A 23392-nucleotide genomic window follows, 5' to 3' on the forward strand; every position below is an offset into this window, starting at 1 on the left:
TTCACCCTACTTTAATCTTTTAATAACATCGAATATTCTTTGTGAATTATCATGATCGACATACTTATAATACTCTCCGTGCAATTTTTCATAATGTGGTTTTAATTTAAATTCGTTTACTGCATACTCATTTACTAATTGAATAAGTTCACCCTTATTCAATGCACGTTCACCAAACAACTCTGTTTCCATATCAATATAACTACCTTCATACTCTTCATATTTTTCATAATCAAACTGATAGAACAATACTGGTTTTTTCATGTAGAACATGTCCCACGTAACTGATGAATAATCACTAATCATCAAAGAAGCTTCCATTATCTCTTCATTTACCTTAATGTTTTGAAACTCTTTTAAGGTGATATGAGTATTATCTAATTGAAATTCAGAAATGTATTGTTTAAATTTTGGATGTAAAAAGAAGATTAAGTCTAAATCGTATTTATCTAAAATCAGTTCTAATTCTTTAGAATTCAAGAAGTTAACATAGTTATCATAGTAATCTGTCCTCTTGAAATCTTCTTTCGGCATATCTTCCATCCAAGTTCTCCATGTAGGCATCACAAAAATTTTTCTTCGCTTTATTTTTTGGGATTTATCAAACAGCTTATCCCACCTGGAAAATCCAGTTACAGCAATTTCATTTAACTCATATTTCCAATTTTGGTGGATTATTTCTTCTTCCAAATCCGAAGTTGCAATAACTAAGCTAAAGTTGCCTCTGCCCTTTGCCTTTTTGAAAACATTTGATTGCTTTAGCGCTGTTACACCGTGCTGTAAGAAAACACTTTTTTTACTATCAATTTTTTTCGGCACAATTCCGGAACGAACGCGTAAATTATATACATGACGTTTATTCTCTGAAGACACTAATAAGTCGCTTGCGTATAGAAGCAATAAATATTTAAATGACATAAACGGAACTACTTTGTTACTTTCTTTACGAACTTCTTCATAATCAGATGAATGTTTATCTAAAATAAAATAGAAATTATCATGTAGTTTATTCTTATCTACATATTGGAAAAATGCATATCCATTATCCTGAGCCGTGGATGAGAATTTCTCGAATCCAATCCAGATCTCTTTATTTCTATAATAAAATGGCTTCATTAATAGATATGTCAAATAGGCCAATTTTTCTTTTAGTTTTGTTCCTTTATTCTCATAATATTCTTTATCACGCATCATAAATGCGATATCTTTTTTTAGGGTTACGTATGGATAAAGAATTTTATTATCTGTATAAATTGCATTAATAAAATAATCTTTATTTATTTGCTTCTTCAATTTATTTGTTGCACCGGTTACCTTGATTAATTCCTCATTTCCATCGTCATCTACAGCTGTAATAAACACATCCCAGTATAAAGGAAAAAAGTCCCTTTCCCAGTTCATTTGAAATGATCCCTGAACGGAATAATTTTGGTTTTGTAATAATTCTATTTCTGTATCTTCTGTTGTAATAAGTTTAATTGTATCTTGTGAACGCAGCTTCACAAGAATATTTTTTATGTCTACTCTTTCATCTTTTTTCACTTGAACTGTCATAGTAAAGCCAGTATTATCTTTTTTGGAAATATCCTTCATTTTTGTCTTAATTTTATATTTTTCTTTAAATACAGCAGAGCCAGAAGACTTTAAAAGAGCAATATAGTTGTTCATTGTTGTATAAACCATAATTGTGTAATCTTCAATAGAATAATTTAGATAAATTAGTTTTTCATTATCTTCTCTAACAACTTGCAGCCTTCCAGCTATTGATTTTTCATTATTAACAAAAAGTCCCTCCAAATCCCACCGATTATTATTAACTTCTTCTAATGTTTCAGAAGTTAATGGAATAACGATCTTGCCATTTACTTGTTTTATGGAAGGGATTCTTACACGTTCTTTATTTTTTCTGGAAACTAACATAATTTCTTTGAGTTTACTTGATGCAAGTCGTTCGTCAACAAGTCGTAATTCTATACTTTTTTCAGCTAAATCATGTACTAATATCTGTTCAACCAAGATATCTTCTCTTTCATTCACTGGAATCTCTTTAAAGAAATCTTCAATTTGATAAGAATTAATCATTAATTTGTTTTCTTTAAAAAATACCCCTACATGATTGCCTGAAATTTCTCCAATATAACCAATGAAAAATGATTTATTAAGATAGTTTGGGTTGCCTTCAACAATAGTATCCAATAAATAGTATTGATTAAATTTGTAAAGAATTTTCAATTTCCAAAATCCTTGTGTAAAGGTATCAGATAGATTAATCCAAAAAGTATCGTTGAGAAGTGAAAACCGAAGCATCTTGAATTTATTTGTTTCTTCATTCACTGCATAAAAACCAATGATATTTAATTTAGACACTGTCTCATTAGGTGGATTCAATAAAATATGACCATCTCGAAACGTTACTTTTTCTATTGGCATATCACCTTCTAATACATGTTCAACATCAAGAGAAGATACATTTTCTATGTTCCCTCTGAAAACAATAGAATTCAGATCACCTTCTATGATTAAACGATTTTCACCTGCAAAAACAGCATCCGAACTGACTGCTTTTTTATCATTTATATACAATAAATAAACGCTCTCTTCCTTTAATCGTTGGGCTGGATTTTTTATTTTTATTTCATCTATGCCATTTTCAAATTCTATATCCATTTTATTTTTTTCTTCATTTAAAAGATAAATATCCCAAATTGACAAATCCCTTGATTTTCCAAATACAATATACTCTTCTTGTATTGAAATTAGTTTAATTTGTTCCTTCACTTTTCGTACCTCCAACATCGTTATGCATCTTCTATAAAAAGTTCATTGTTAGTATTCCATTTGCACATTCACTCTGTAGTAATCCAAACACTAATATTATTTAAATATCAATTATATTATTTTACACTCTATATTATATAATTGTAATAGAAAAATGTCGCAATTTGATAATTGTTATCCAATTGTTAATTATTCAATCCAACACAATAGCTTAAATAAGCCCAAAGACTCGTTTCCACCATAAATTTAAGATTTAATTTACACATTATATTATGCCTCAGTAAAAGAAACTTTATATTGAATACAGCTATTTATAAATTAATTTGATTATTTCACCTGCTATTAGAAATAAATACCACTTCTCATCCCTGAATTTTTTTGTTACTATACTACTAGATAATTATTCACATTTAACTTGTTTATTAATTATCTTTTAACTTCTTAAATTCTTTTTACTTGTGTTATAATAGATTCCAAATAATTAATTGGAGGTTATGTACTATTATGAAGAAAGTAATTACGTACGGAACGTTTGATTTGCTTCATACAGGACATATTAATATACTAAGACGCGCAAAGGAATTTGGAGATTATTTAATTGTTGCTATTTCAGCAGATGAATTTAATGCTATTAAAGGAAAGAAAGCTTATTATACGTTTGAACAACGAAAAGCAATTTTAGAAGCAATTCGTTATGTAGATGAAGTAATCGCCGAAGAAACATGGGAGCAGAAGATTGAGGATGTGCAAAAGCATGATGTCGATGTTTTTGTAATGGGGGATGACTGGGAAGGTAAATTTGACTTCTTAAAAGGTTATTGTGAAGTTGTCTATTTACCTCGTACAGTTGGTATTTCAACAACGAAAATCAAAAAGGATTTAAAATTAAAAGAAAATGGTTAGAGAACTTGCGATTACAGCATATTTATTTGCTTTTCGCATCCTCTTCGAAATAGGTAAATGGTTTCCCCAAAAGAACAAAACGGTCGCCGTCGCTTCTTTTGGGGATAATATTTCCTTCACTATCTCTTCACTGCGAAATTTGTCGAACGAAGAGATTTATATTTTAAAAGATTCTTGCTGTCAATATGATTTTGGCAATTTGGAAGCAAAGGTTATTCCATTTACGCTGAAGCATCCCATTCATTTCTTGAAGTCAATCTATCATTTAGCAACAGCAAAAACGATTCTGCTAGATACGTATCAAGGATTTTTAGCATCAACAAATTTCCGGAGCGGAACTACTTGTATTCAGCTATGGCATGCAGCCGGTGCTTTAAAGCGATTTGGTTTAGAGGATCCAACTAACGAATTACGCAGTAATCGGGCGATGAACCGTTTTAAAAAAGTATATTCTCATTTTGATTACTCTGTAGTTGGTTCCGAGAAAATGGCAGATTCATTTATGCAGAGCTTTGGTGTATCAGACCAGCAAATTATTCGGACTGGAATTCCACGCTCTGATTTATTATTTAATCAAAAACGTCGTGATCAAGTTTACAACGATATAAAGAAACAGTTTCCTAGTATCAGAGATCGCAAAATTATTCTCTATACACCGACGTTTCGCAACAATTCCTTAAAAAGCTATGATTTAGAGCTTGATTTGCATCGTATGAATCAGGAGCTTTCCGATGATTATGTGCTATTTATCAAGCTGCACCCAGCTGTGTCTGCATCATTTAATTATGAACTGTATGAAGACTTTATTTATGACGTATCCGATTATAAAAATACAAATGAGCTACTGCTTATCACTGATTTATTGATTAGTGACTATTCTTCTATTCCATTTGAATATGCAATTTTGGAAAGACCGATGATTTTCTTCGCATATGATTTAGAGGAATATAAAATTGAAAGTGGCTTAATTCAGGATTATGAACAGGAAGTTCCTGGGCCGGTTGTCAGTTCGACCTATGAGATTATTCAGGTAATTCAAGAAAACACTTTTGATTATGAAAAAATCCGTCGCTTTAACCAAGCTTATAATGAATATTCACAAGGTCATTCAAGCAATGATTTAGCGATGTATCTTACAGGGGCGGAAGAAAAAGAGTTTACAAACAAGAATACACCTGTTAAATTAAACTAGTGAATTTTATACTATAAGCCTCTAAATTTTAGAGGCTTATACATATGTTCCTGACTATTTAATTTCTATCAATCAACTATACTTACAGTAAAGAAGGTACACTAAGTGATTACATATTATGAGGATATTCCATTTATCCGATCCATTGCATGCATTATGGTTGTTCTTGTTCACACAAGCGCTATAGCACACAGTGATTCATATTTTTCGCCAGAATGGGCAATGTATGTAAATCAATTAAGCAGGCTGGGCACACCTATTTTTGCAGTTATCTCTGCTTTTTTACTTTTTCATTCCATAAAGAATAAAAATTTTGATTTCAAAAGATTCCTAAAATCAAGAACAACGAAAATTATTTCCCCTTTTTTATTATGGTCAGCAATTTACTTGATTATAAAAAGTTTATACGGAGAGGATATGTTTTCTTCTACGACTCAAGTTGAAAATTATATATTTTTAGGAACAGCTCATTATCATTTATACTTCATTATAACAGTAATCCAATTCTATATTATTTTTCCTGTTTTACAATTATTTCGAAATAAAATTGCAATTTTATTTCTTTTTATAATAAGTATAGCTATTAATTATTGGTGGTATCAAACAGGCCATATTTCTATAGGACTCGACACCCCCTTGATAGAACGAATCATAAATCATCGTTCTTTCATATTGAATTGGATAGCATATTTTATGTTTGGTGCTGTCTTATTATATTACTATCAAGAAATTGTAAACTTTACCTATCGTTTTAGATATATAATATTTGTTGTCTTTGGTATCGTACTCTTTTTTTTAGTGAATGAAGTTCAACCTGGTCAAGTATTCACTTCTTCCAGAGAAGAAAATTTAATATATATTCCATTTTTCATTATCTTTTTATTTAGCTTGTTTAATTACGTAAAAAGAATTCCTGCTTTGCAAAATTCCTTAGCTTTAATAGGAAATTATTCAATGGGAGTCTATTTAATACATCCCCTGGTTGTTTACATTATTAGAAAATCTTCTTTTATAGATTTATTTACCGAGGATAAACTATGGCTTTTATTTATACTGGTGCTATCATTATCATTAATTATTGTTCGCTTAATTATTACATTGCCTTTTGCTAATTTTATTATCCCAGTCGGTAAGAAAAAAGATAAAACTAGATTAAAACGCTCTGCTATCAAGAATATAAACGGCGCCACTTGATTTGAATAAAATAATTAAGAATTAATTATTTCATTCGATATTCCCTTATCAATTGCTATACTTGCTTTGAAAAGCAAGTATAGCAATTGTTTTTTACTCAAGTATTCATGCAACAACTTTTATTTATTCTCCATCTAATCAAACGTATCCATTAACTTAAATACTCCTTCTTGCAACATCTATACTCTCCTTCCATTACTTTTTTCTATTTATAACATTTTATTGAAAGTCCTATGTACACTCTAACTTTTCCAATATCCCTCTTCTAAAATCCACAATTCTGGATAGACTAACATCAAAGCATATTTATATAAGCATGATTAAAGAAATTCCCTTCCCCCAATCGCTTAAAAAGGAGCTTTGCCGATGCATCCACTATTCAAAGGAGCTTTATTTCTTACGGTTGCCTCCGCACTGTCAAAATTGATTGGCAGCCTGTTCCGTATTCCTATGCAAAATATTGCGGGGGATGAATTACTTGGTATCTTTAGTATCGTTTATCCAATCTATATGCTGACGTTAACACTGTCTGTCGCAGGAATTCCAATTGCTGTTTCTAAATTGATTTCTGAGAAGCGGATGTATGGCGACAATGCATCTATTACTTCTTTATTTCATTCTGCCCGTCTGCTGGCTGTTCTATTTGGTATCAGCTGCTTTTTGGCTATCTGGCTGTTTGCTTCTCCTTTATCTTCTCTTTTAGGGGGTGAACAGACACGTTTTGCTTTAGTTATGGTCTCTGCTACTTTGATTATTGCACCTTATATGGCTGTATACCGAGGTTATTTTCAAGGGTTTGAAATGATGCATCAAACAGCTATCTCACAAATTATCGAGCAAATATTCCGTGTAGGAATCATGCTTTTGGTTGTCTATATTCTTGTAGGGCTTGATTTCAGCTATCCGGAGATTGCCGGCTGGATGATGATTGGTTCTTTTCTAGGAGCAGGTATTTCCCTGATTTACTTATTATTTGCTTATCGAAAGCAGCCCCCGTCTGCTTCGGCTCATAGAACGGCAAACTGGGCACAATTAAAAGCAGATAGTACTTCTCTTTTAAGTCTGGCTATTCCAATTGCATTTGGTTCGCTTAGTTTCTCTCTGATACCTGTGGTTGATTCCTTAACCATCCCATATGGGTTACAGCACTTTGGTATCGCTGCAGAAAATGTACCGTATGCATTTGGAGTGTACAGCCGCGGTATTATCTTTGTCCAGGTTATTACGATGATTGCAGCTTCTCTTGTTACACCGCTTATTCCCCACCTTTCCCGTATGCGGGCAGCTGGAGATTTATTTACGGTGCAACAAACCGTTTCTAAAATCATGTTTATTGTGCAATTAACCACCTGGCCCGTTGTTATTTTTTCCGCTTTGCTTATTACGCCGCTGAATATTACATTATTCACCAATACAAGTGGCAATTCCATTATTGTTGTCCTTATTATCAGTGGCGGATTTTTAGCGCTGGCAATGCTTAGTACAGCTGTTTTGCAGGCACTTGGTTATGAAAAACAGGCAGCCGGGTTCGTTTGTATAGCCATCGTCAGTAAGGTGATTGGTAACCTGATATTTCTGCCTATATATGGTTTAATGGCTGCTGCCAGTATGACGTTATTTAGCTATGGTATATTAGTCATTTTCAATTTCTTTTTATTGAAGCATCATCTGAATGTGCCTTTATTTCCAGTTTCTTTACGCATTGTATTGGTTGTTTCTCTCTGTTTAGGCCTTATCCTTCGCTTTCCAGTGTCCATGTGGGAAGTTGGTGTAAATAGCCGGATAGAAGCGTTCCTTTATTCCCTGGCTGTCGGGATATTTTTAATTATTATCATTATTGCTTTTTTGTTTTTCTGGCGAAAGTCCGGCAAACAAAGCAAGTAGCAAGAAGGAGTTTATATTTCATGAAAAAGCCATTTTATATTTTTAGTCTGGTTGTGCTTTTACTTATTATCAGTTTGCCGGGGATTTTCAATCGGGCTGAAGTGGAGTCTGCCAACCGCATTTATGAGATTATGGTGCCATTTAAAAATTTACGAGCAATTGCTAAAGCAGAAAATCGCTCAGATTATGAAGTACTTCAAGAATTCAAAGCAGCCGGGCTTGAAAAAGTACAACTGGATTATTTAACCCTGGCACGGATGGAAGAGAATCAGCTGGTAAGTATTTATTCCGATGCAGAGCTTACAGAGGCATTACGCTTTTCTCCAGAATATAAGGATAGCTATGTAGAAAAAGGCATCTATGTAACAATCCCCCGCCAGTCTTCCTATGAGAGTCTTTTGGCACAGCATTTTTATTTGGATTATCGAATTATTGGAGGGGAAAGATTTTATTATTTCACCAATCCTGGCGTTCTGGAAGAAAACATCGGCTATGATGCCTATTATATTCAAATGCTGCATAAGGCAGCTATGGACTATGTATTTAACGTGCCTAATCAAAATAGTTCTGAATCAAGTACACTTTTACATAACTATAAGCACCCTTCCCTTCAAGGTGTTTTATTCTCATCAGGGGAAGTTACCGGCTTTCCTTTCGAGGAAAACATTCAAGTTATTCGTGATGCTCTGCAAAAGAATGACCTTCCTTTTTATCAGCAGGAATTTTCTGCTCTCGCTGGATTGCCCAGCTTAGCAAAAGAAACAAACTATCAATTTATTCGGCAGCATATGATTGCGCTTGGTGAAAAATCGTTGGAAGAAAGTGTGCAGCAGGCTGTCCGTGCAATCAAGGAAAGAAATATCCGTTCGATTCTTGTTACTGTTAATCCTGAAAAAGCAACGGACGGAATTACTTTTATAGAGACACTCCAACAGCAAATGCCTGCTCATTTTATCCATGGGGACGCCCGGCCTTTTCAGACGGTTGATTCGGCAAATTGGATTCAGCCCTTGCTTCTTTTTGCAGGTGTTCTTTTTAGTTATAGTTTGTTAAGCTTACTTCCTTTTAAAATAATTCGAATAGCTGTGGTTTCCCTATTGTTTATTACAGGTGCTGCCTGGCTGATAACGGATTATTTACTCCTTTTAAAGCTATTTGCATGGCTCATTGCTGTATTAACTGCTGTCTGCGCTGTACTAATCAGTGCAAATTCAAGAGCAAACCTGTGGAAGTCTGCTGAAAAAGGAGCAACGGTTTGGCTTTCTTTTTTGCAGGCATTAGGAATAACGGTGATTGGCATTCTGCTGATTATCGGGCTGTTAAATGGTAATGAATTTATTTCTGGAGTAGAGCTTTTCCGGGGGATCAAGCTATTGCATATTATCCCGCCTTTCTTAGTAATCCTTGCTTTATTCGGGTATTACCTGACAAAACAAAATCGGCATTCTTTGCTAAATATTTTTAATCAGGAAGTTCGTGTCTGGCATGTTATTGCATCTGGCGGTCTCCTGCTTATCTTTGCTTATTATATTATCCGGACAGGTAATAGCAGCCTCGTAAGTCCTTTGGAAATTACCATTCGTCATACCTTAGAAGAAATATTATATGTTCGTCCACGTACGAAAGAATTCTTGATTGGTTACCCGGCAATGATTGTCGGTCTCTACTTTTTACCGAAGAAGCCAATTATCGGGAGATTTCTATTAGTCATCGGTTCCATTGGGTTCTTATCGATGATTAATACATTTACCCATCTCCATTCCCCGCTTTTTGTCTCTCTATTGCGGTCTGTTTATGGAATCGGGTTTGGAGTTATTCTAGGATACTTCCTTCTGTTCCTTGTAGTATGGGGACGCAAATACTGGGCAAAATAAGTAAATAAAAGGTTATTTATAAACACTGAAATTCTAAAAGGAGAATGTAGCGATGCATGTTATTTTATCTGGCTATTATGGTTTTGATAATGCCGGTGATGAAGCAATCTTACATAGTATTATTGCAGCCTTGCGCAGGGAGAATCCAGGTCTTGAAATCACCGTTTTATCGAACCATCCTCATCAAACTGAAAAAGCATTCCAGGTTAAAAGTGTAAACCGGCATCGCTTCGCTGAAATTAATCAGGTCATGCGGAAGGCAGATGGGTTAATCAGCGGTGGCGGTTCCTTATTTCAGGATGTTACCAGCAGCCGGTCGCTTTTATATTATGCCGGTGTTATTCAGCTTGCCCGGTTCCATAAAATCCCTGTATGTATCTATGCCCAGGGCATTGGCCCATTACGCCGATTATCCAGCAGACGCCTCGTTTCTTATCTATTTAATCGTTCGCAATATATTTCTGTCAGAGACAAAGATTCCAAATCACTTTTACAAATCATTGGTGTAAAGGAAGCTATTCAGGTTGTACCAGATCCTGTTCTTGGACTGCAAACCTCTTTTCCTGAAAAGAAGTCCTCCAATATCATTTGTGTTGCCGTACGCGCCTGGATGGATTATCACGCCTATAAAAAACAGTTAGCTGTCTGTTTAGACCGTCTCTATCAGCAAGGGTATACCATAGAATTTCTACCGATGCATGGACAGCAGGATTATGCTGCCTCTCTCGAAATTCAGCAAGCGATGCACGCTCCAAGCAATTTGATTCCCGTTACTTCTTCTTTCACAGAAAAAATGGCACATATTCACCAGGCAGACGCACTTATTGGGATGCGCCTTCACGCACTTATTTTTGCAGCAATGGCGATGACGCCTTTTGTCGCTTTGTCTTACGATCCCAAAATTGACGCACTCACAAAGCAATTTGAACAGTCTGTCGTCGGTCATGTTGATAAGCTTAATTGGACAGCAGAAACTTTATTTAAACAGGTTCTGGAGCTGTTAGATACAAAGGAGAAGCACCCCGCTCTCTGGCAGCAGGTCAAACAATTGCATCAGGAAGCACAGGCTACAGCATCAACAGCTTTAAATACGTTTAAAATGCATAAAACAAGCTAGGTAATCGAAACAGTGATCTTCCTTTAAATCAAAAAAAGCAGTGACCTCAATCACTGCTTTTTCTTGATTTCTTTCTTTTTTTAAACGGTTTAAATATAAATGTCTTGCCCCGGCGGAGCATGGTTACTACCGGCCTTTTGCCTCCCATAACAAGTCCGGCCAGCTCGGCAAAAATATGTAGAAGAAATATCATAACAGCTGTAAAGAAAAGAGAAATTGTTAAATCAGCTTCTGAGAAGAGAATTCCGATTATCCCGAATAATGCACTGAACAGATAAATGATGACAACTGTTTTTTGATGGCTGTAGCCGGCATCAATTAACTGGTAGTGAATATGACGGCGATCTGCTGTCATAATGCTTTCTTTGTTATACATGCGCCGAATCATTGCAACCAGTGTGTCAAAAATAGGCACTGCCAGGATCACAACTGGAATAATAAAACTGAAGAAGGTAATGTTTTTAAACAAACCTAAGATTGAAATGATTGCCACAATGTACCCCAGCAAATTCGAACCGGTGTCCCCCATATATATCTTGGCGGGGTAAAAATTATGATATAAAAAGCCAATATTAGCCCCAATAAAGGTAATACACAAATAAGCAACCAGGACCTGATAATCGACAAGCGCCATTGCGAAGATGCTGATCAGGGCAATGGTTGTTACCCCTGTCGCCAGGCCGTCTAGTCCATCAATTAAATTAATCGCATTGGTAATTCCGATAATCCAGAAGAAGGTAAGTACAGGACCTAAAAAGCCCAGCTCAACGACTCCTAGAAGTGGAATTGTGATACGTTCAATTACCAGGCCTGCATAAATAAGCAGACTTGCAGCAATAACCTGCCCTGATAATTTAATGATGGGACGTATCGTGTACTTATCATCAAGCGCCCCTGTAATCAGAATGATAATAGAACCAATCAGAATTTCATCCACATAGATATGGCTTGGCTGCAAGTAAATCATACCAAACAGAGCACCGATAAAAATGGCTAATCCGCCTAATCTTGGCGTAGCTTTTTGATGTATTTTCCGATGATTCGGTTTATCCATTACTCCCATTTTTACTGCTAGCTTCTTTACCGGGTACGTAACCAGTAATGCCGTAATTGCAGAAATAAAAAAGGCTATTGTTAAATCCAAATAGTTAAACATAGTATTCTCCTAGGTATTACAATTCGCTTGTCTTCAGCATCCACTTAGCTGACAGCAGTAAAAGAGAACAGGGTAAGCTCCCTATTCCATTTCCACTACCTTTCTTTTTTTTACATTATTTCCGGTCGACTTCTTTAAATTATATAAGACTCTTCCTAGATTGCGCAATGATTTATCCGATTATTCTTCAGGAAACTTTCATAGCGGGATTCTGCTCATACAGAAATAGGTAAAGTGCAGCTTTTATTAAGAATAAAGTTATGGTACATTCATTACTAAACAGTTTCTCTAGAAGGAGGTGCTCCAGCATGTATTTGTATATTTTTGTATTAGCAGCTGCTATTGCTGTAGTGGGAATAATCGGTGTATTCCGTTCCACAGTGGATAATATGCTGACCGAGCCTGAAAAGATTCCGCAGTATATGTCGAGTTTTTTCACGAAGGTTGCTCTCGTAGAATTTTTGCCTATCGTCATGGTTGTGCTTGGCTTTACTTTTTCGCCGGGGGAACCGCTGGAAATGGCCGACGCATATGTTCCAATTGCAATTATTGCCGTTTTAATTGTTTTTAATATGTTTTATATTTTCTCCCAGCGGTCGCCTGCAGGTAATGTCGAGCAAGACGTGAAGCAGCGTCTTCAAATGTTGATATTTCTTACGATTGCTTTAGCAAACTCGATACCTTTTATTGCAATTGTTTTTATACTTTTAACAGTACTTTAATCCTGATGTGCTTTACATCAGGATTTTTTCTGTCTGCTCTTTTGCTGTACCTGAAAATCCTCAGCTTATCTTAGAAAATTTGGTTTATAGCTTTATTTCGCAGCTTTGATTACTTATAATATAGAATGTTATCGTTCTGATTCGGAAATGGGGGTTATGTTTTGAGTAAGCCGTCTGTTACAGTAGAAAAAATTTGTTTACTGGCCGGGAAGATAATGCTGGCTTCTGGAGCTGAGACTTACCGGGTTGAGGATACAATGGACCGGATTGCACGGTGTTACGGTGTAGAAAATCCTCAAAGCTATGCTACATTGACCGGCTTACACTTCTCTCTCGATTATACATCAAGCAGTTATTTCCTACGGATTACCAAGCGGGCTACAGACCTGCATAAAATAGATGAGGTAAATCAGCTTTCCCGGGAAATTGTTGCCCATCAAATGCCGCTTTCCACTGCTTATGATAAGCTGAAAGCCTTAGAAAAAAATGTGCCGACTTTTTCGTTAAGCTTTCAGGTGCTGGCGGCAGCATTGGTGAGCGGATGCTTTTCCTTAATGTTTGGCGGAATCTGGCTGGATTTTCTGCCAGCTTGTCTTGCCGGAGGAATCGGCTATCTGACAATGATTCTTTTTGATAAAATGATTGAAATTCGTTTCCTGGCAGAGTTTTTCGGAGCATCGTTCGTCGGTTTAATAGCCTTATCCTGTTTTTCATTTGGATTTGGCGGCAGTCTGGAAATGATTATTATCGGTGCTGTAATGCCCCTTGTCCCCGGTCTCCCAATTACCAACGCCATCCGTGATTTAATGGCCGGTCATCTTGTTTCTGGTGTTTCTAAGGGAATTGAGTCCTTGCTCACTGCTGTGGCTATTGGGGCAGGAATTGCGATTGTTTATGGATTTTTCCCGGTTTAAGAAGTTTTTTAAAAATTTTCAGGCAGCCTATTGAATGGAGGATGGAACGAAATGTTAGAGATAATCGTACAGCTTGCCGCCAGTTTTATTGCATCTGCAGGCTTCGGGGTATTATTTAATGCACCTAAAAAATCATTAATTCCATGCGGTCTTGTCGGGATGATCGGCTGGATTTTCTTTTATACGCTGACGAATTATCAGGTAGATATCGTTGCTGCAACAGCGTTCGCAGCTATTCTTGTCTCTATTCTCAGTCAGGTATGTTCACGTATTCTAAAGCGTCCAATTATTATATTCACCGTATCCGGCATTATCCCGCTTGTTCCCGGCGGTGTTGCCTATAATGCCATGCGGAACTTTGTGGAGAATGATTATAATACAGCTATCCAGCTCTCTGCCCAGGTGATGTTGCTGGCTGGAGGTATTGCGATAGGTTTAATGTTTTCACAGGTTATTAATCAAATTATGACGAAGCTGCAGAAGGCGAAGCAGTAATCTGCGCAGGAGTTCTTTAATTAAAGCTTTATTTTGATATTAAAAAGCGAGCCGATTTTCACATGAAAAATGGCTCACTTTTACTACTGTATGTGAATTACTTATTTATCTGCAAATTTTTTAATTTCTTCCTGGCTATATTCTGTGATGTCTGCTATTTCACTGATAGACATGCCTTTTTCTATCAATTTTAAAATCACTTCTTTTTTTCCCTCTTCTATACCTTCCAGTTTTCCTTCTTTCATGCCTTCTTCTATACCTTCTTGTCTTCCTTTCTTTACACCTCTCTCAAAATAAGAATTTGGCAGCTGCAACAAGATTTCTTTCTCTTTTTCCTCTTCCGGCAAGTTTTCGATTTCCTCCATCATTTGCGCTTCCTCCTCTTTATTTAGTTTCAAATAAGTCTCAAAAAATCCATATAAAAATGTTGTTTTAGCTGGATCTATTTTCATCCGGGTAATCATGCGCAGAAATTCTAATTTCACCTGGACACGTTCATGCTCTTCATAGCCCATCTGACTGAGTAATGCTGCTACGGCCGGGTTGTCTTTGAATATATTCTTTCCAGTTTTTCTTGGTTAAATGTAATTGTAAAAAGTTAAATTGGAGTACGTTTTGTGTAGGTGTATTAATTTGGAATTGAGTCGGTTCTTCTTTTCCCTATTATAACTCAAAACGGCAATGGGTTGAATCGGTTTGCGGTGTTTGGCATAAAGATAGCTGAAGTAGAGAAACATTCTTTCGGGGAAATCCGCTTCTTGGGTAGATTGTGCTTCCGTATGAATATGGAGGATTTTGTCCTGATGGTTCAACTTTACCTCAGCGAGAATGTCTTTTTCTTTCTTGCGGCCATTAATGTAGTCCAGGTATACTTCCTGTTCTAGAAATGTCACTTTGGAGAAATCAATGTAGGGGTGAAGGTTGGGGAAAAATTCTTCGATGAACTCCTCGAAAAATTCTTGTATCAGCTTTTTAATCAGCCGATCATGCTTCATGTAGTCTGCTCTTTCTTCTAAAATAACTGGCGCTGTGAACAACTTAACACTTCCTTTGTTTGAATTGTCTTTATTTTACCAATCATATTAAAATAAATCCGCAGTTTTCATAGCTATTCTTACTTAAAACCTGTCCTGCTATTAAAAAACACAGATATTCCGCTTCTACTGTTAACGCTTTATTTTCCAACAATAACAGGTTATTCCATTTAAATTCTGAAAAATTAATTAATTTTCTGGTTTTCACAGGTATATATATTGACAAAGATACTGTTCATTCTGTAAAGTTAATGATTAATCCCCTTCTAATCTTTAGGGTATTTTTAATGTTTTTAAAGAATGTTCAAAAGCTCCATAAAATAGCGAACTGACAGCAGAAATATCAGCAGATGCGTCATTTTGCAGCTTTTTGAACAAGTACTGTTAACATCTTTATAAACTAAAGAATTGAGGAATATAATCATGAGTGAAACTATACAACCAAAAGCAACTATTGTGATTTTTGGAGCAACTGGAGATTTGGCAAATCGCAAGTTGTACCCATCCATCTATCGTCTTTATAAAAGCGGGAAATTAGATGAGGATTTTGCAGTTATCGGTCTCGCCCGCCGCGGATGGGATAATAATATTATCCGCGAAAAAGTAGAGGAATCGATTCAGGGCTTAATTTCTGAAGGCGAAGACGTATCCGAATTCACTTCTCATTTTTACTATAGATCGTTTGATGTGACATCTACGGATTCCTATAATGACTTAAAGGATATGGTGGAATCTCTCGAGAAAAAATATCAAACGGGTGGAAACCGCCTGTTCTACTTAGCAATGGCCCCAGACTTTTTCGGTACCATTGCAAATCAGCTGAAAAACCATGGTTTAAAAGAGACTTCAGGTTGGACACGATTAGTTATCGAAAAACCATTTGGACATGACTTACCATCCGCTAAAAAATTAAATAAAGAACTCCAGGCCGCTTTTGAAGAAAATCAAATCTACCGTATTGATCATTACCTTGGAAAAGAAATGGTTCAAAACATTGAAGTTATCCGTTTTGCGAACGGGATCTTTGAGCACCTGTGGAATAATCAGTTTATCAATAATATTCAAGTTACCAGCAGTGAGACTCTTGGTGTAGAAGAGCGTGCGCACTATTACGATAAATCTGGTGCAACTAGAGATATGATTCAAAACCATATGATGCAAATGGTTGCCCTGCTTGCTATGGAGCCGCCGATTAATCTAAGTACGGAAGAAATCCGTTCTGAAAAAATAAAGGTATTGCGTGCATTGCGTCCTATAAAAGAAGAAAAAGTCAGCAAGTATTTTGTCCGCGGCCAATACGGTGCGGGGAATGTAAACGGTGAAGAGGTCATCGGCTATCAGGATGAAGCAGAAGAGCTAAAAGATTCTGAAACAGAAACCTTTGTTGCCGGCAAGCTGGCGATTGATAACTACCGCTGGGCCGGTGTTCCTTTTTATATTCGTACCGGGAAGCGTATGAAAGAAAAATCAACAAAAATTGTTGTCGAATTTAAAGATATTCCTATGAACCTTTATCATAAAAAAGATGATTTACGCAATCCTAATTTACTTGTCATTAATATTCAGCCAAATGAAGGAATTACACTTCACCTGAATGCGAAGAAAACTGGTAATGGCAATTTAACAGAGCCTATTCAGCTTGCTTATCATCAAGATGCTCAATCCGGCATTAACACCCCAGAGGCCTACGAAAAGCTTATCTACGACAGTATGCTTGGCGATGCAACCAACTTTACACACTGGGATGAGGTAGCATTGTCTTGGGAGTTTGTCGATCGTCTTTTAGCCAGCTGGGCAAAACAAAAGGCGGAGTTCCCGAATTATGAATCTGGATCTATGGGGCCAAAAGCTGCAGACGAGTTACTTGAAAAAGATGGCTTCCGCTGGTGGCCTGAATAAAACTATCCAATGATAACGAAAAATAAGCCTCTTGCTGAGATTGCAAGAGGCTTATTTTTAATATCTTCTTGATTGAAATACGGAAACAATAAGCACGATACTTGTTATCCAATGCATCACCATACCAACAATCGGGATAAATCCAATAATACTTGTAATAATTCCTAAAACACTTCCCGCTATCCATCTTCTATCACGGCTGGCAAGCACCAGCGTGATAATATGAAGAACCAGCATTACAAATAATGGCGTATAGCCGGATCCCATAATATATAGGCCGCCAAAAAGCGGAATTCCAAGCAGCCCTTCAAATATTCCTGTCAGTAATTGCATAATTTGAGATAATACCATTTTATCCACCTTCTCCTTGCTTTCCTTTTCTTTTATCATACCCGATTTTCTACTAAAACGGACATTTTTTACAGAAAATCGATATATTTTTACTTTATCATTAAAAATTTTTCTACTACGCTAAACTTTATTAAAAAAGGAAGCTCCCGCCAATAAACTTTTTACCTTTATAGCGAGAGCTGACCTTCTTTTTTCACTCTTTTAATTAGCTTTTTGCCGCTTTCTTACGTTTTCTTCTTCCCTTTACTTTCTTCGTCATATTATCAAATATCAGATAGATGACAGGTACAAAGAATAAGGTGAAAATACTGGAAACAGTCAGCCCAAAGATAATCGTTACTGCTAATGGCTGCTGCAATTCTGCTCCTTCACCAATGCCAAGTCCTAATGGAATCATTGCCAGAATTGTGGTGAGGGATGTCATTAGAATTGGACGCAGTCTGGATCGTCCCGCTTCAATGATCGCTTCCAGCTGATCCATGCCCCGTCTGCGCAGAATATTGATATAGTCTACAAGAACGATGGAGTTATTTACAACAATACCGGCGAGCATTATGATGCCGATAAATCCGGCCACACTAAGGGAGATATTGGTTATAAATAATCCGCCGATAACACCGATAATAGTTGTTGGCAGTGCAAACATAATAATAAATGGCTGCAGGAGATTTTCAAATTGTACAGCGAGAACGATATACACTAAGAAAATCGAAAAGATGAGTGCTAATCCAAGATCCATAAAGGCATCTTCCATATCTTCTGCCTGGCCGCCAATACTATAGCTGTAGCCTTCAGGAAAGTCCATTTGATTAAGCTTCGATTCTATATCCGATACGACGCTTCCTAAATCACGGTCAACCACACCGGAGCTGATATTCATCTGTGCCTGCTGATTTTCTCTCAATAGTGTCTGTGGGCCTTCTGCCTGTTCTATCTCGACCAGTTCATCCAATGGCACTGTTGCTCCTGATGGTGATTGAATGCTTGTATCCAACAGATCCTCAATGCTGGTACGCGTATCTTCCGGATAGGAAAGACTAATATCAATTTCCCGTCCACCTTCACGATACTGCCCAATTACCTGTCCTGAAAACTTCATTTCCAGCTGGCTGGTGATTTGCGCTCCTGATAAACCATAGCCAGATGCAAGATCCTCGTCTACACGAATCTCCATTTGCGGGATACCATCTTCTGCTGTGGAGGATAGATTAGTAACGCCTTCTATCTCTTCTACCTTTGTGAGCACCTGCTCCGATAAATCAATAAGCGTCTCATTTTCAGGCCCGTTTAATTGTATAGTAATCGGGTCTCCCATCTGCATACCGCCATCCATGGCAGAGGCCGCAATGTCAGCACCTGCAATATGCTGTATCCGTTCATCAATCTCCACCATAATCTGCCCAGTTGAGCGGTCACGTTCAGATGCCGGTACTAATTGCAGCGTATAGTTTGACTGATTTATGCTCCCTGTAAAGTCGGAAGATCCAATGGTTACATAATTGACCTCCATATATTCCTCATAGTCTGCTAAAATCTCATCCACTTGTTCTGTAATATTCATTGTATACTCTAAACTGCTTCCCGGCGGAGTTTCCACTGAAATCTGCGCCTGCCCCTGGTCTGCTGACGGCATAAATTCCATACCGATTCGCGGGATTAGAAAAAGACTTCCTGCAATCGCTAAAATCGTTACCAGCACGGTTGTTTTTCTAAATTTCAAGACCTTTTCCAGGCCATTGCCATAGCGATCCTTTAACCAGTTTAAGAATTGATCAAACCAATATCTTTTTCCTGAGCCTTCCATGACATTAGCTAACAGCTTGGAAGACAGCATTGGAACCAGGGTAACTGAAACAACTAAGGAAGCCACCAGAGAGAAGGATACCGTAAGTGCCAATGGTGTAAATAAATCAGATGATATACCTTCTACAAAAACGATTGGCAGGAACACTACTAATGTCGTTGTTGTCGAGGCAATAACTGCCGGTGCCAGCTCAATAGATCCCTTGGTTGCTGCTTCAAACAGACTGTAGCCTCTCTTTCGGTACGAGAAGATATTCTCCAATATAATTATTGAACAATCAAGCATCATACCGATTCCGAGTGCCAGCCCTCCTAAAGAAAGAACATTCAATGTCTGGCCTGTAAAGTACATAAGCGCAAAGGTTGCGATAATAGCAATTGGGATTGATAATCCAATAACAATCGTTGCCCGGATACTCTTTAAGAATAAGAGCAGAATTACAAAAGCAATTGCTCCTCCGATTAAAATATTATTCATTACAGAATCAATGGACATCTCGATAAATTCAGATGTATCAATGATTGTTTTCAAATCAAGACCTTCCGGCAAATCTTCAATGACTCCCGGCATTGCATCCTTAATATTTGTTGCCACTTCTACTGTATTTGCATCCGTCTGCTTCATTACAGACAGAACAAGTGCATGCTCCCCGTTTACCATGGTTTCAGAGGAAACATCCTTAAAATCGTCCTGTACCGTTGCAATATCGGAAACACGGACAATACCGCCTGCCTCTGATTGAATTTGTGTATTTTCAATGTCTTCGGTTGTTTCAAATTCACCGACGACACGAATTTGTAAATCCTGATTCCCCTGTTCGACGGTGCCAATGGAAGAAGAGCTGTTTTCACTTCTTAGGGTATCCATCACCGCTTGGGGGAATATGCCGTATTGCTCCAGACTTGCTTCATCTAACTCAACCTGAATCTCTCTTTCCAGTCCTCCTTCAATGGAAACGGAGGCTACGCCCTCCTGTCTTTCAAAGAAAGGGACGATTTGCTGATCTGCTATTTCTGTTAGTTCTGCTAAATCATCACCAGTCAATCCTAAGTACATTACCGGAAGCGAATCTGGGCTAAAGCGAAGAATATTCGGCTCTCCTGCTCCTTCAGGTAAGAATCCTTTTACTTGATCGACTTGCTCCCTTACATCAAGTAAGGCCTGATCTAAATCTGTTCCATTTTGAAACATCATCATAACCATGGATGCACCGGATTGCGATTGTGATTGAACGGTATCTATTCCTTCGACTGCACTCACCGCTGACTCAAGTGGTCTGCTGATTAAATTCTGCACGTCTTCAGGCGCTGCATCCTGATAATTAGTGGCTACAACAGCTACCGGCAAATCTATTTCAGGGAAAAGATCAACTGCAAGATTACGCAGTGACATGAATCCTAAAGCAAGAACAGCTAATACAATCATAATGACACCAATTGGCCGTTTTACAGAAGTTCTTATAAGCTGCTTCAAAATCTATTCCCCTTTCACTACTTCGACAGCATTGCCGTCTTCTAATCCTGTTTGACCTGTTATTACGATTTCTTCCCCTGCTTCTATATCGCCCTCTACGGCTGTTTGCTGTGATTGCATCGTAACTATAGAAACAGCTCGCTGCTCTACCGTTTCATCATCTGTTACAACAAACACAAAGGTTTCTCCTTCAGTCTCTACAACAGCTTCTGTCGGTACTAATAAGGCATCTGATTCCACTGTTTCATCAACTGTTATCTTAGCAACCGATCCGGAGATAAAGGATGAATCTCCAGCTTCAAAGGTTGCCGTAACAGAATATAATCCTGTATCATCAGGAACCCGGTCCATATTTGTAACAGTGGCTGTCTTTTCTTCTCCATTCACTGTTAAAGCTACTTCATCACCGGTATTCAGCAGTCTCAGCATACTTTCCGATACGCCGCCAGCGGCCTGCCATTCATCTGTATCGGCAATCAGCATAAACGGTTCTTCCGGATCAATATTCTCTCCTTCTCCTGCCTGAATTTGAATGATTTCTCCAGCTTCAGGTGCATCAACAGACTGTGTATTGCCGTCGAAAGACAATTCGGCAACTTTATCGTTTTCTTCTACTTTATCTCCTGCCTTTACTTCTAATGTATCCACCTCTAACGGCTGTTCAATCATAATCGGGGTTACTTGAGAGGCTTCAATCCGGGCGTTAAACGTTCTTTCCCTGGTTAAATTCCCTTCCTTGACTTCATCTGTCTGTACAGAAGTAATTCCATCGTCTCCATTTTCTTCTGCTGATTCATTCTCATCTTCTGTGCATGCTGCTAATATAAGCAGCAAAAAAACCAATCCTATTACTCCTATCCTTCTTTTCATCGTTATGTATATGCCCCTTCCATATTTTATCTGGAGATAAGCTCCTCCAGTTTTTTATTAAATTTCACTTCTTTATGTAGTACGAAAGTTTCGTATGCTTTGTTTCAAATAATTCCTCATTTTAGTATATCCGTTGAAATATGCCCTCGCAAACTTAGTCTGGCTGATGAAATTAAACACTTAGCCGGGTATCCAGCTTTCATTTATTAGCTAATTTAACGCCTGGTGCAGGTTTAATCCCTTTTATATGGGGGAATGTATAAACAAATTTTATTTTCTCTCTATTTCGACAAAAATTAGATTTCACTCTTCCGGTTTTCATGACAACTTATATGTATTTTAGAGTATTCTCGACAATTATAAAGATAAACACATCTAAACCTGCTTTAACTTCGCTATATATAGAAATATGCACATTTATACACTTTTAAGCGCTTTGTTTATTCTTACGAGTATAAGGTATAATAAAGAATCGAATCACCGTCATCTTCCATACTAATGCACTATCCTCACTCTGCTTTCGGCACAAATATATAAGTTTATTTGCCCTCTACAAAAGGTTCTTTAAGTTTTAAATACTAGTTTATTTTGAATTTTTATCAAAATATATACCTGAAAATTGCCAAAATAAAAAGGAGACGGAAAAAATGAAAAAATTACTATTTGCTTTGATGACTGCGTCATTCCTGGTGTTAGCTGCATGTGGTGACTCATCAGATGGAGAAATTGATACAATTGTTTTTACTGATGCCGGCTGGGACAGTGTGAATGTACATAACTATATTGCCGGAAAAATTATTGAAGAGGGGTACGGTTATGATACAGATATAACTTCTGGATCGACAGCTGCAACGATGCAGGGGTTAAAGGATGGAGACATTAATGTAAATATGGAGGTATGGACAGATAATATCCGGGAGCTTTATGAAGAGCTGACGGAGAATGGTGATATTGAAACATTATCTGTTAACTTTGATGATAATAATCAGGGGATTTACGTTCCCGCCTATGTTATTGAAGGAGATCCAGAAAGAGGAATTGAACCGCTTGCTCCCGATTTAAAAACGGTAGAGGATTTAAAAAAGTACCCGGAAGTATTTGAAGACCCGGAAGATCCAGGCAAAGGGCGTTTGATTAATGCTCCAAGCGGCTGGGAAGTAGAGCAGGCAATTAATGATAAGTTTGATTTTTATGGACTGGATGAAACATTTAACAATTTCAGCCCGGGATCTGACTCTGCCATTATTACAGATTTAGCCCGTGCCTATGAAGCTGGAGAAGGCTGGGTTGGCTACTACTGGTCACCTACTGCAATTACAGCTAAATATGATTTAATTTTACTGGAAGAAGCTCCATATGATGAAGCAATTTGGGAAGAGTCCAGAGGAACAGAATTCCCGCCAAATGATGTCGTTATATCTGTGCATTCTGATTTTCCTGAACAAGCGCCAGAGGTTACAGAATTTCTGGAGCAATACGAAACCAGCAGTGCATTGACTGAAGAAGCTTTGGAGTACATGGAAGATAACGGAGCGTCTACAGAAGAGGCTGCTCTATGGTGGATGCAGGAGCATGAAGATATTTGGACAGAATGGGTTCCGGATGACGTCGCTCAGGATGTACTTGACTCGCTTGAATAATAGAATATGAAAATATGAAAACATGGAGTAGCTTGCCACCAGGCTGGCTGCTCTTTGTTTACCGCTTTAAACACATTAAAGAAGGAGAGGTA

18 protein-coding genes are annotated in these 23392 nt (G+C 37.3%); 11 read left to right on the forward strand and 7 right to left on the reverse strand.

Features of this window, described 5'->3' with window-relative positions; translation table 11 throughout:
• Window positions 1-6: 6 nt before the first annotated feature.
• The gene (locus OSO01_RS22045; RefSeq protein WP_186813741.1) at window positions 7-2778 is read right to left on the reverse strand and encodes a CDP-glycerol glycerophosphotransferase family protein; all 2772 of its coding nucleotides are present in this window, start codon (window positions 2776-2778) and stop codon (window positions 7-9) included.
• Window positions 2779-3282: 504 nt separating this feature from the next.
• Between OSO01_RS22045 and tagD the strand changes: the two genes are divergently transcribed.
• The 6 genes from tagD to csaB all read left to right on the forward strand — a co-directional run bounded on the left by tagD (window position 3283) and on the right by csaB (window position 10942).
• Window positions 3283-3681 carry a glycerol-3-phosphate cytidylyltransferase gene (tagD, locus tag OSO01_RS22050; RefSeq protein WP_147212618.1) on the forward strand — a complete coding sequence of 133 codons (399 nt, stop codon included), beginning with the start codon at window positions 3283-3285 and terminating at the stop codon, window positions 3679-3681.
• Complete coding sequence (locus OSO01_RS22055; RefSeq protein ID WP_147212619.1) at window positions 3674-4873, forward strand: CDP-glycerol glycerophosphotransferase family protein; 1200 nt, start codon at window positions 3674-3676, stop codon at window positions 4871-4873. Before tagD ends, OSO01_RS22055 begins: the two co-directional genes overlap by 8 nt.
• Window positions 4874-4978: 105 nt before the next feature.
• Complete coding sequence (locus tag OSO01_RS22060) at window positions 4979-6067, forward strand: acyltransferase (RefSeq protein WP_147212620.1); 1089 nt, start codon at window positions 4979-4981, stop codon at window positions 6065-6067.
• A 366-nt stretch (window positions 6068-6433) separates the two neighbouring features.
• Window positions 6434-7951: a putative polysaccharide biosynthesis protein gene (locus OSO01_RS22065; protein WP_147212621.1), complete on the forward strand. Its 1518-nt coding sequence runs from the start codon at window positions 6434-6436 to the stop codon at window positions 7949-7951.
• 20 nt (window positions 7952-7971) lie between these two features.
• Window positions 7972-9825, forward strand: coding sequence for a DUF5693 family protein (locus OSO01_RS22070; protein ID WP_147212622.1), 1854 nt, complete (start codon window positions 7972-7974; stop codon window positions 9823-9825).
• Window positions 9826-9877: 52 nt separating this feature from the next.
• Window positions 9878-10942 (forward strand): polysaccharide pyruvyl transferase CsaB, encoded by a 1065-nt coding sequence (gene csaB / locus OSO01_RS22075; RefSeq protein WP_147212623.1) that lies wholly within the window; start codon window positions 9878-9880, stop codon window positions 10940-10942.
• 46 nt (window positions 10943-10988) lie between these two features.
• Here the strand turns inward: csaB and OSO01_RS22080 are convergent, their stop codons facing one another.
• On the reverse strand, window positions 10989-12098 hold the full coding sequence (locus OSO01_RS22080) for a glycosyltransferase family 4 protein (RefSeq protein ID WP_147212624.1): 1110 nt from the start codon (window positions 12096-12098) through the stop codon (window positions 10989-10991).
• Between the two features lie 308 nt (window positions 12099-12406).
• Here OSO01_RS22080 and OSO01_RS22085 point away from each other — a divergent pair, with 308 nt between their 5' ends.
• The 3 genes from OSO01_RS22085 (at window position 12407) to OSO01_RS22095 (ending at window position 14229) form a co-directional block, all read left to right on the forward strand.
• Window positions 12407-12820, forward strand: a complete 414-nt coding sequence (locus OSO01_RS22085; protein ID WP_147212625.1) for a F0F1 ATP synthase subunit C — start codon at window positions 12407-12409, stop codon at window positions 12818-12820.
• A gap of 161 nt (window positions 12821-12981) precedes the next feature.
• On the forward strand, window positions 12982-13734 hold the full coding sequence (locus tag OSO01_RS22090) for a threonine/serine exporter family protein (RefSeq protein ID WP_147212626.1): 753 nt from the start codon (window positions 12982-12984) through the stop codon (window positions 13732-13734).
• 51 nt (window positions 13735-13785) lie between these two features.
• Complete coding sequence (locus OSO01_RS22095) at window positions 13786-14229, forward strand: threonine/serine exporter family protein (protein WP_147212627.1); 444 nt, start codon at window positions 13786-13788, stop codon at window positions 14227-14229.
• A gap of 101 nt (window positions 14230-14330) precedes the next feature.
• Here OSO01_RS22095 and OSO01_RS23835 read toward each other — a convergent pair whose 3' ends face one another.
• Together OSO01_RS23835 and OSO01_RS23840 are read right to left on the reverse strand one after the other, a co-directional pair.
• Window positions 14331-14744 (reverse strand): hypothetical protein, encoded by a 414-nt coding sequence (locus OSO01_RS23835; protein WP_246145281.1) that lies wholly within the window; start codon window positions 14742-14744, stop codon window positions 14331-14333.
• A gap of 63 nt (window positions 14745-14807) precedes the next feature.
• Window positions 14808-15266 (reverse strand): RpnC/YadD family protein, encoded by a 459-nt coding sequence (locus OSO01_RS23840; RefSeq protein WP_246145282.1) that lies wholly within the window; start codon window positions 15264-15266, stop codon window positions 14808-14810.
• Window positions 15267-15686: 420 nt separating this feature from the next.
• Between OSO01_RS23840 and zwf the strand changes: the two genes are divergently transcribed.
• Window positions 15687-17162, forward strand: coding sequence for a glucose-6-phosphate dehydrogenase (gene zwf / locus OSO01_RS22105; RefSeq protein WP_147212628.1), 1476 nt, complete (start codon window positions 15687-15689; stop codon window positions 17160-17162).
• 57 nt (window positions 17163-17219) lie between these two features.
• On the opposite strand, the gene OSO01_RS22110 is transcribed toward zwf, so the two are convergent.
• From OSO01_RS22110 to OSO01_RS22120, 3 genes are all read right to left on the reverse strand, one after another.
• Window positions 17220-17513: a hypothetical protein gene (locus tag OSO01_RS22110; RefSeq protein ID WP_147212641.1), complete on the reverse strand. Its 294-nt coding sequence runs from the start codon at window positions 17511-17513 to the stop codon at window positions 17220-17222.
• A 205-nt stretch (window positions 17514-17718) separates the two neighbouring features.
• A complete protein-coding gene (locus OSO01_RS22115; RefSeq protein WP_281289868.1) occupies window positions 17719-20790 on the reverse strand; it encodes an efflux RND transporter permease subunit in 3072 nt (1023 codons plus the stop codon).
• Window positions 20791-20793: 3 nt separating this feature from the next.
• Window positions 20794-21633 (reverse strand): efflux RND transporter periplasmic adaptor subunit, encoded by an 840-nt coding sequence (locus OSO01_RS22120; protein WP_186813742.1) that lies wholly within the window; start codon window positions 21631-21633, stop codon window positions 20794-20796.
• Window positions 21634-22307: 674 nt separating this feature from the next.
• Between OSO01_RS22120 and OSO01_RS22125 the strand changes: the two genes are divergently transcribed.
• A complete protein-coding gene (locus OSO01_RS22125) occupies window positions 22308-23300 on the forward strand; it encodes an ABC transporter substrate-binding protein (RefSeq protein WP_147212630.1) in 993 nt (330 codons plus the stop codon).
• Window positions 23301-23392 lie beyond the last annotated feature (92 nt).

It is taken from the genome of Oceanobacillus sojae (genome assembly GCF_007991515.1).
In the GTDB taxonomy this organism is placed as follows: domain Bacteria; phylum Bacillota; class Bacilli; order Bacillales; family Amphibacillaceae; genus Oceanobacillus; species Oceanobacillus sojae.

What these genes read in the sequence shown, in the direction of transcription:
- tagD (WP_147212618.1), top strand. Translation starts at nt 3,283, where the DNA reads ATGAAGAAAGTAATTACGTACGGAACGTTTGATTTGCTTCATACAGGA.
- OSO01_RS22055 (WP_147212619.1), top strand. Translation starts at nt 3,674, where the DNA reads ATGGTTAGAGAACTTGCGATTACAGCATATTTATTTGCTTTTCGCATC.
- OSO01_RS22065 (WP_147212621.1), top strand. Translation starts at nt 6,434, where the DNA reads ATGCATCCACTATTCAAAGGAGCTTTATTTCTTACGGTTGCCTCCGCA.
- OSO01_RS22070 (WP_147212622.1), top strand. Translation starts at nt 7,972, where the DNA reads ATGAAAAAGCCATTTTATATTTTTAGTCTGGTTGTGCTTTTACTTATT.
- csaB (WP_147212623.1), top strand. Translation starts at nt 9,878, where the DNA reads ATGCATGTTATTTTATCTGGCTATTATGGTTTTGATAATGCCGGTGAT.
- OSO01_RS22080 (WP_147212624.1), bottom strand. Translation starts at nt 12,098, where the DNA reads ATGTTTAACTATTTGGATTTAACAATAGCCTTTTTTATTTCTGCAATT.
- OSO01_RS22085 (WP_147212625.1), top strand. Translation starts at nt 12,407, where the DNA reads ATGTATTTGTATATTTTTGTATTAGCAGCTGCTATTGCTGTAGTGGGA.
- OSO01_RS22095 (WP_147212627.1), top strand. Translation starts at nt 13,786, where the DNA reads ATGTTAGAGATAATCGTACAGCTTGCCGCCAGTTTTATTGCATCTGCA.
- OSO01_RS23835 (WP_246145281.1), bottom strand. Translation starts at nt 14,744, where the DNA reads ATGGGCTATGAAGAGCATGAACGTGTCCAGGTGAAATTAGAATTTCTG.
- zwf (WP_147212628.1), top strand. Translation starts at nt 15,687, where the DNA reads ATGAGTGAAACTATACAACCAAAAGCAACTATTGTGATTTTTGGAGCA.
- OSO01_RS22110 (WP_147212641.1), bottom strand. Translation starts at nt 17,513, where the DNA reads ATGGTATTATCTCAAATTATGCAATTACTGACAGGAATATTTGAAGGG.
- OSO01_RS22125 (WP_147212630.1), top strand. Translation starts at nt 22,308, where the DNA reads ATGAAAAAATTACTATTTGCTTTGATGACTGCGTCATTCCTGGTGTTA.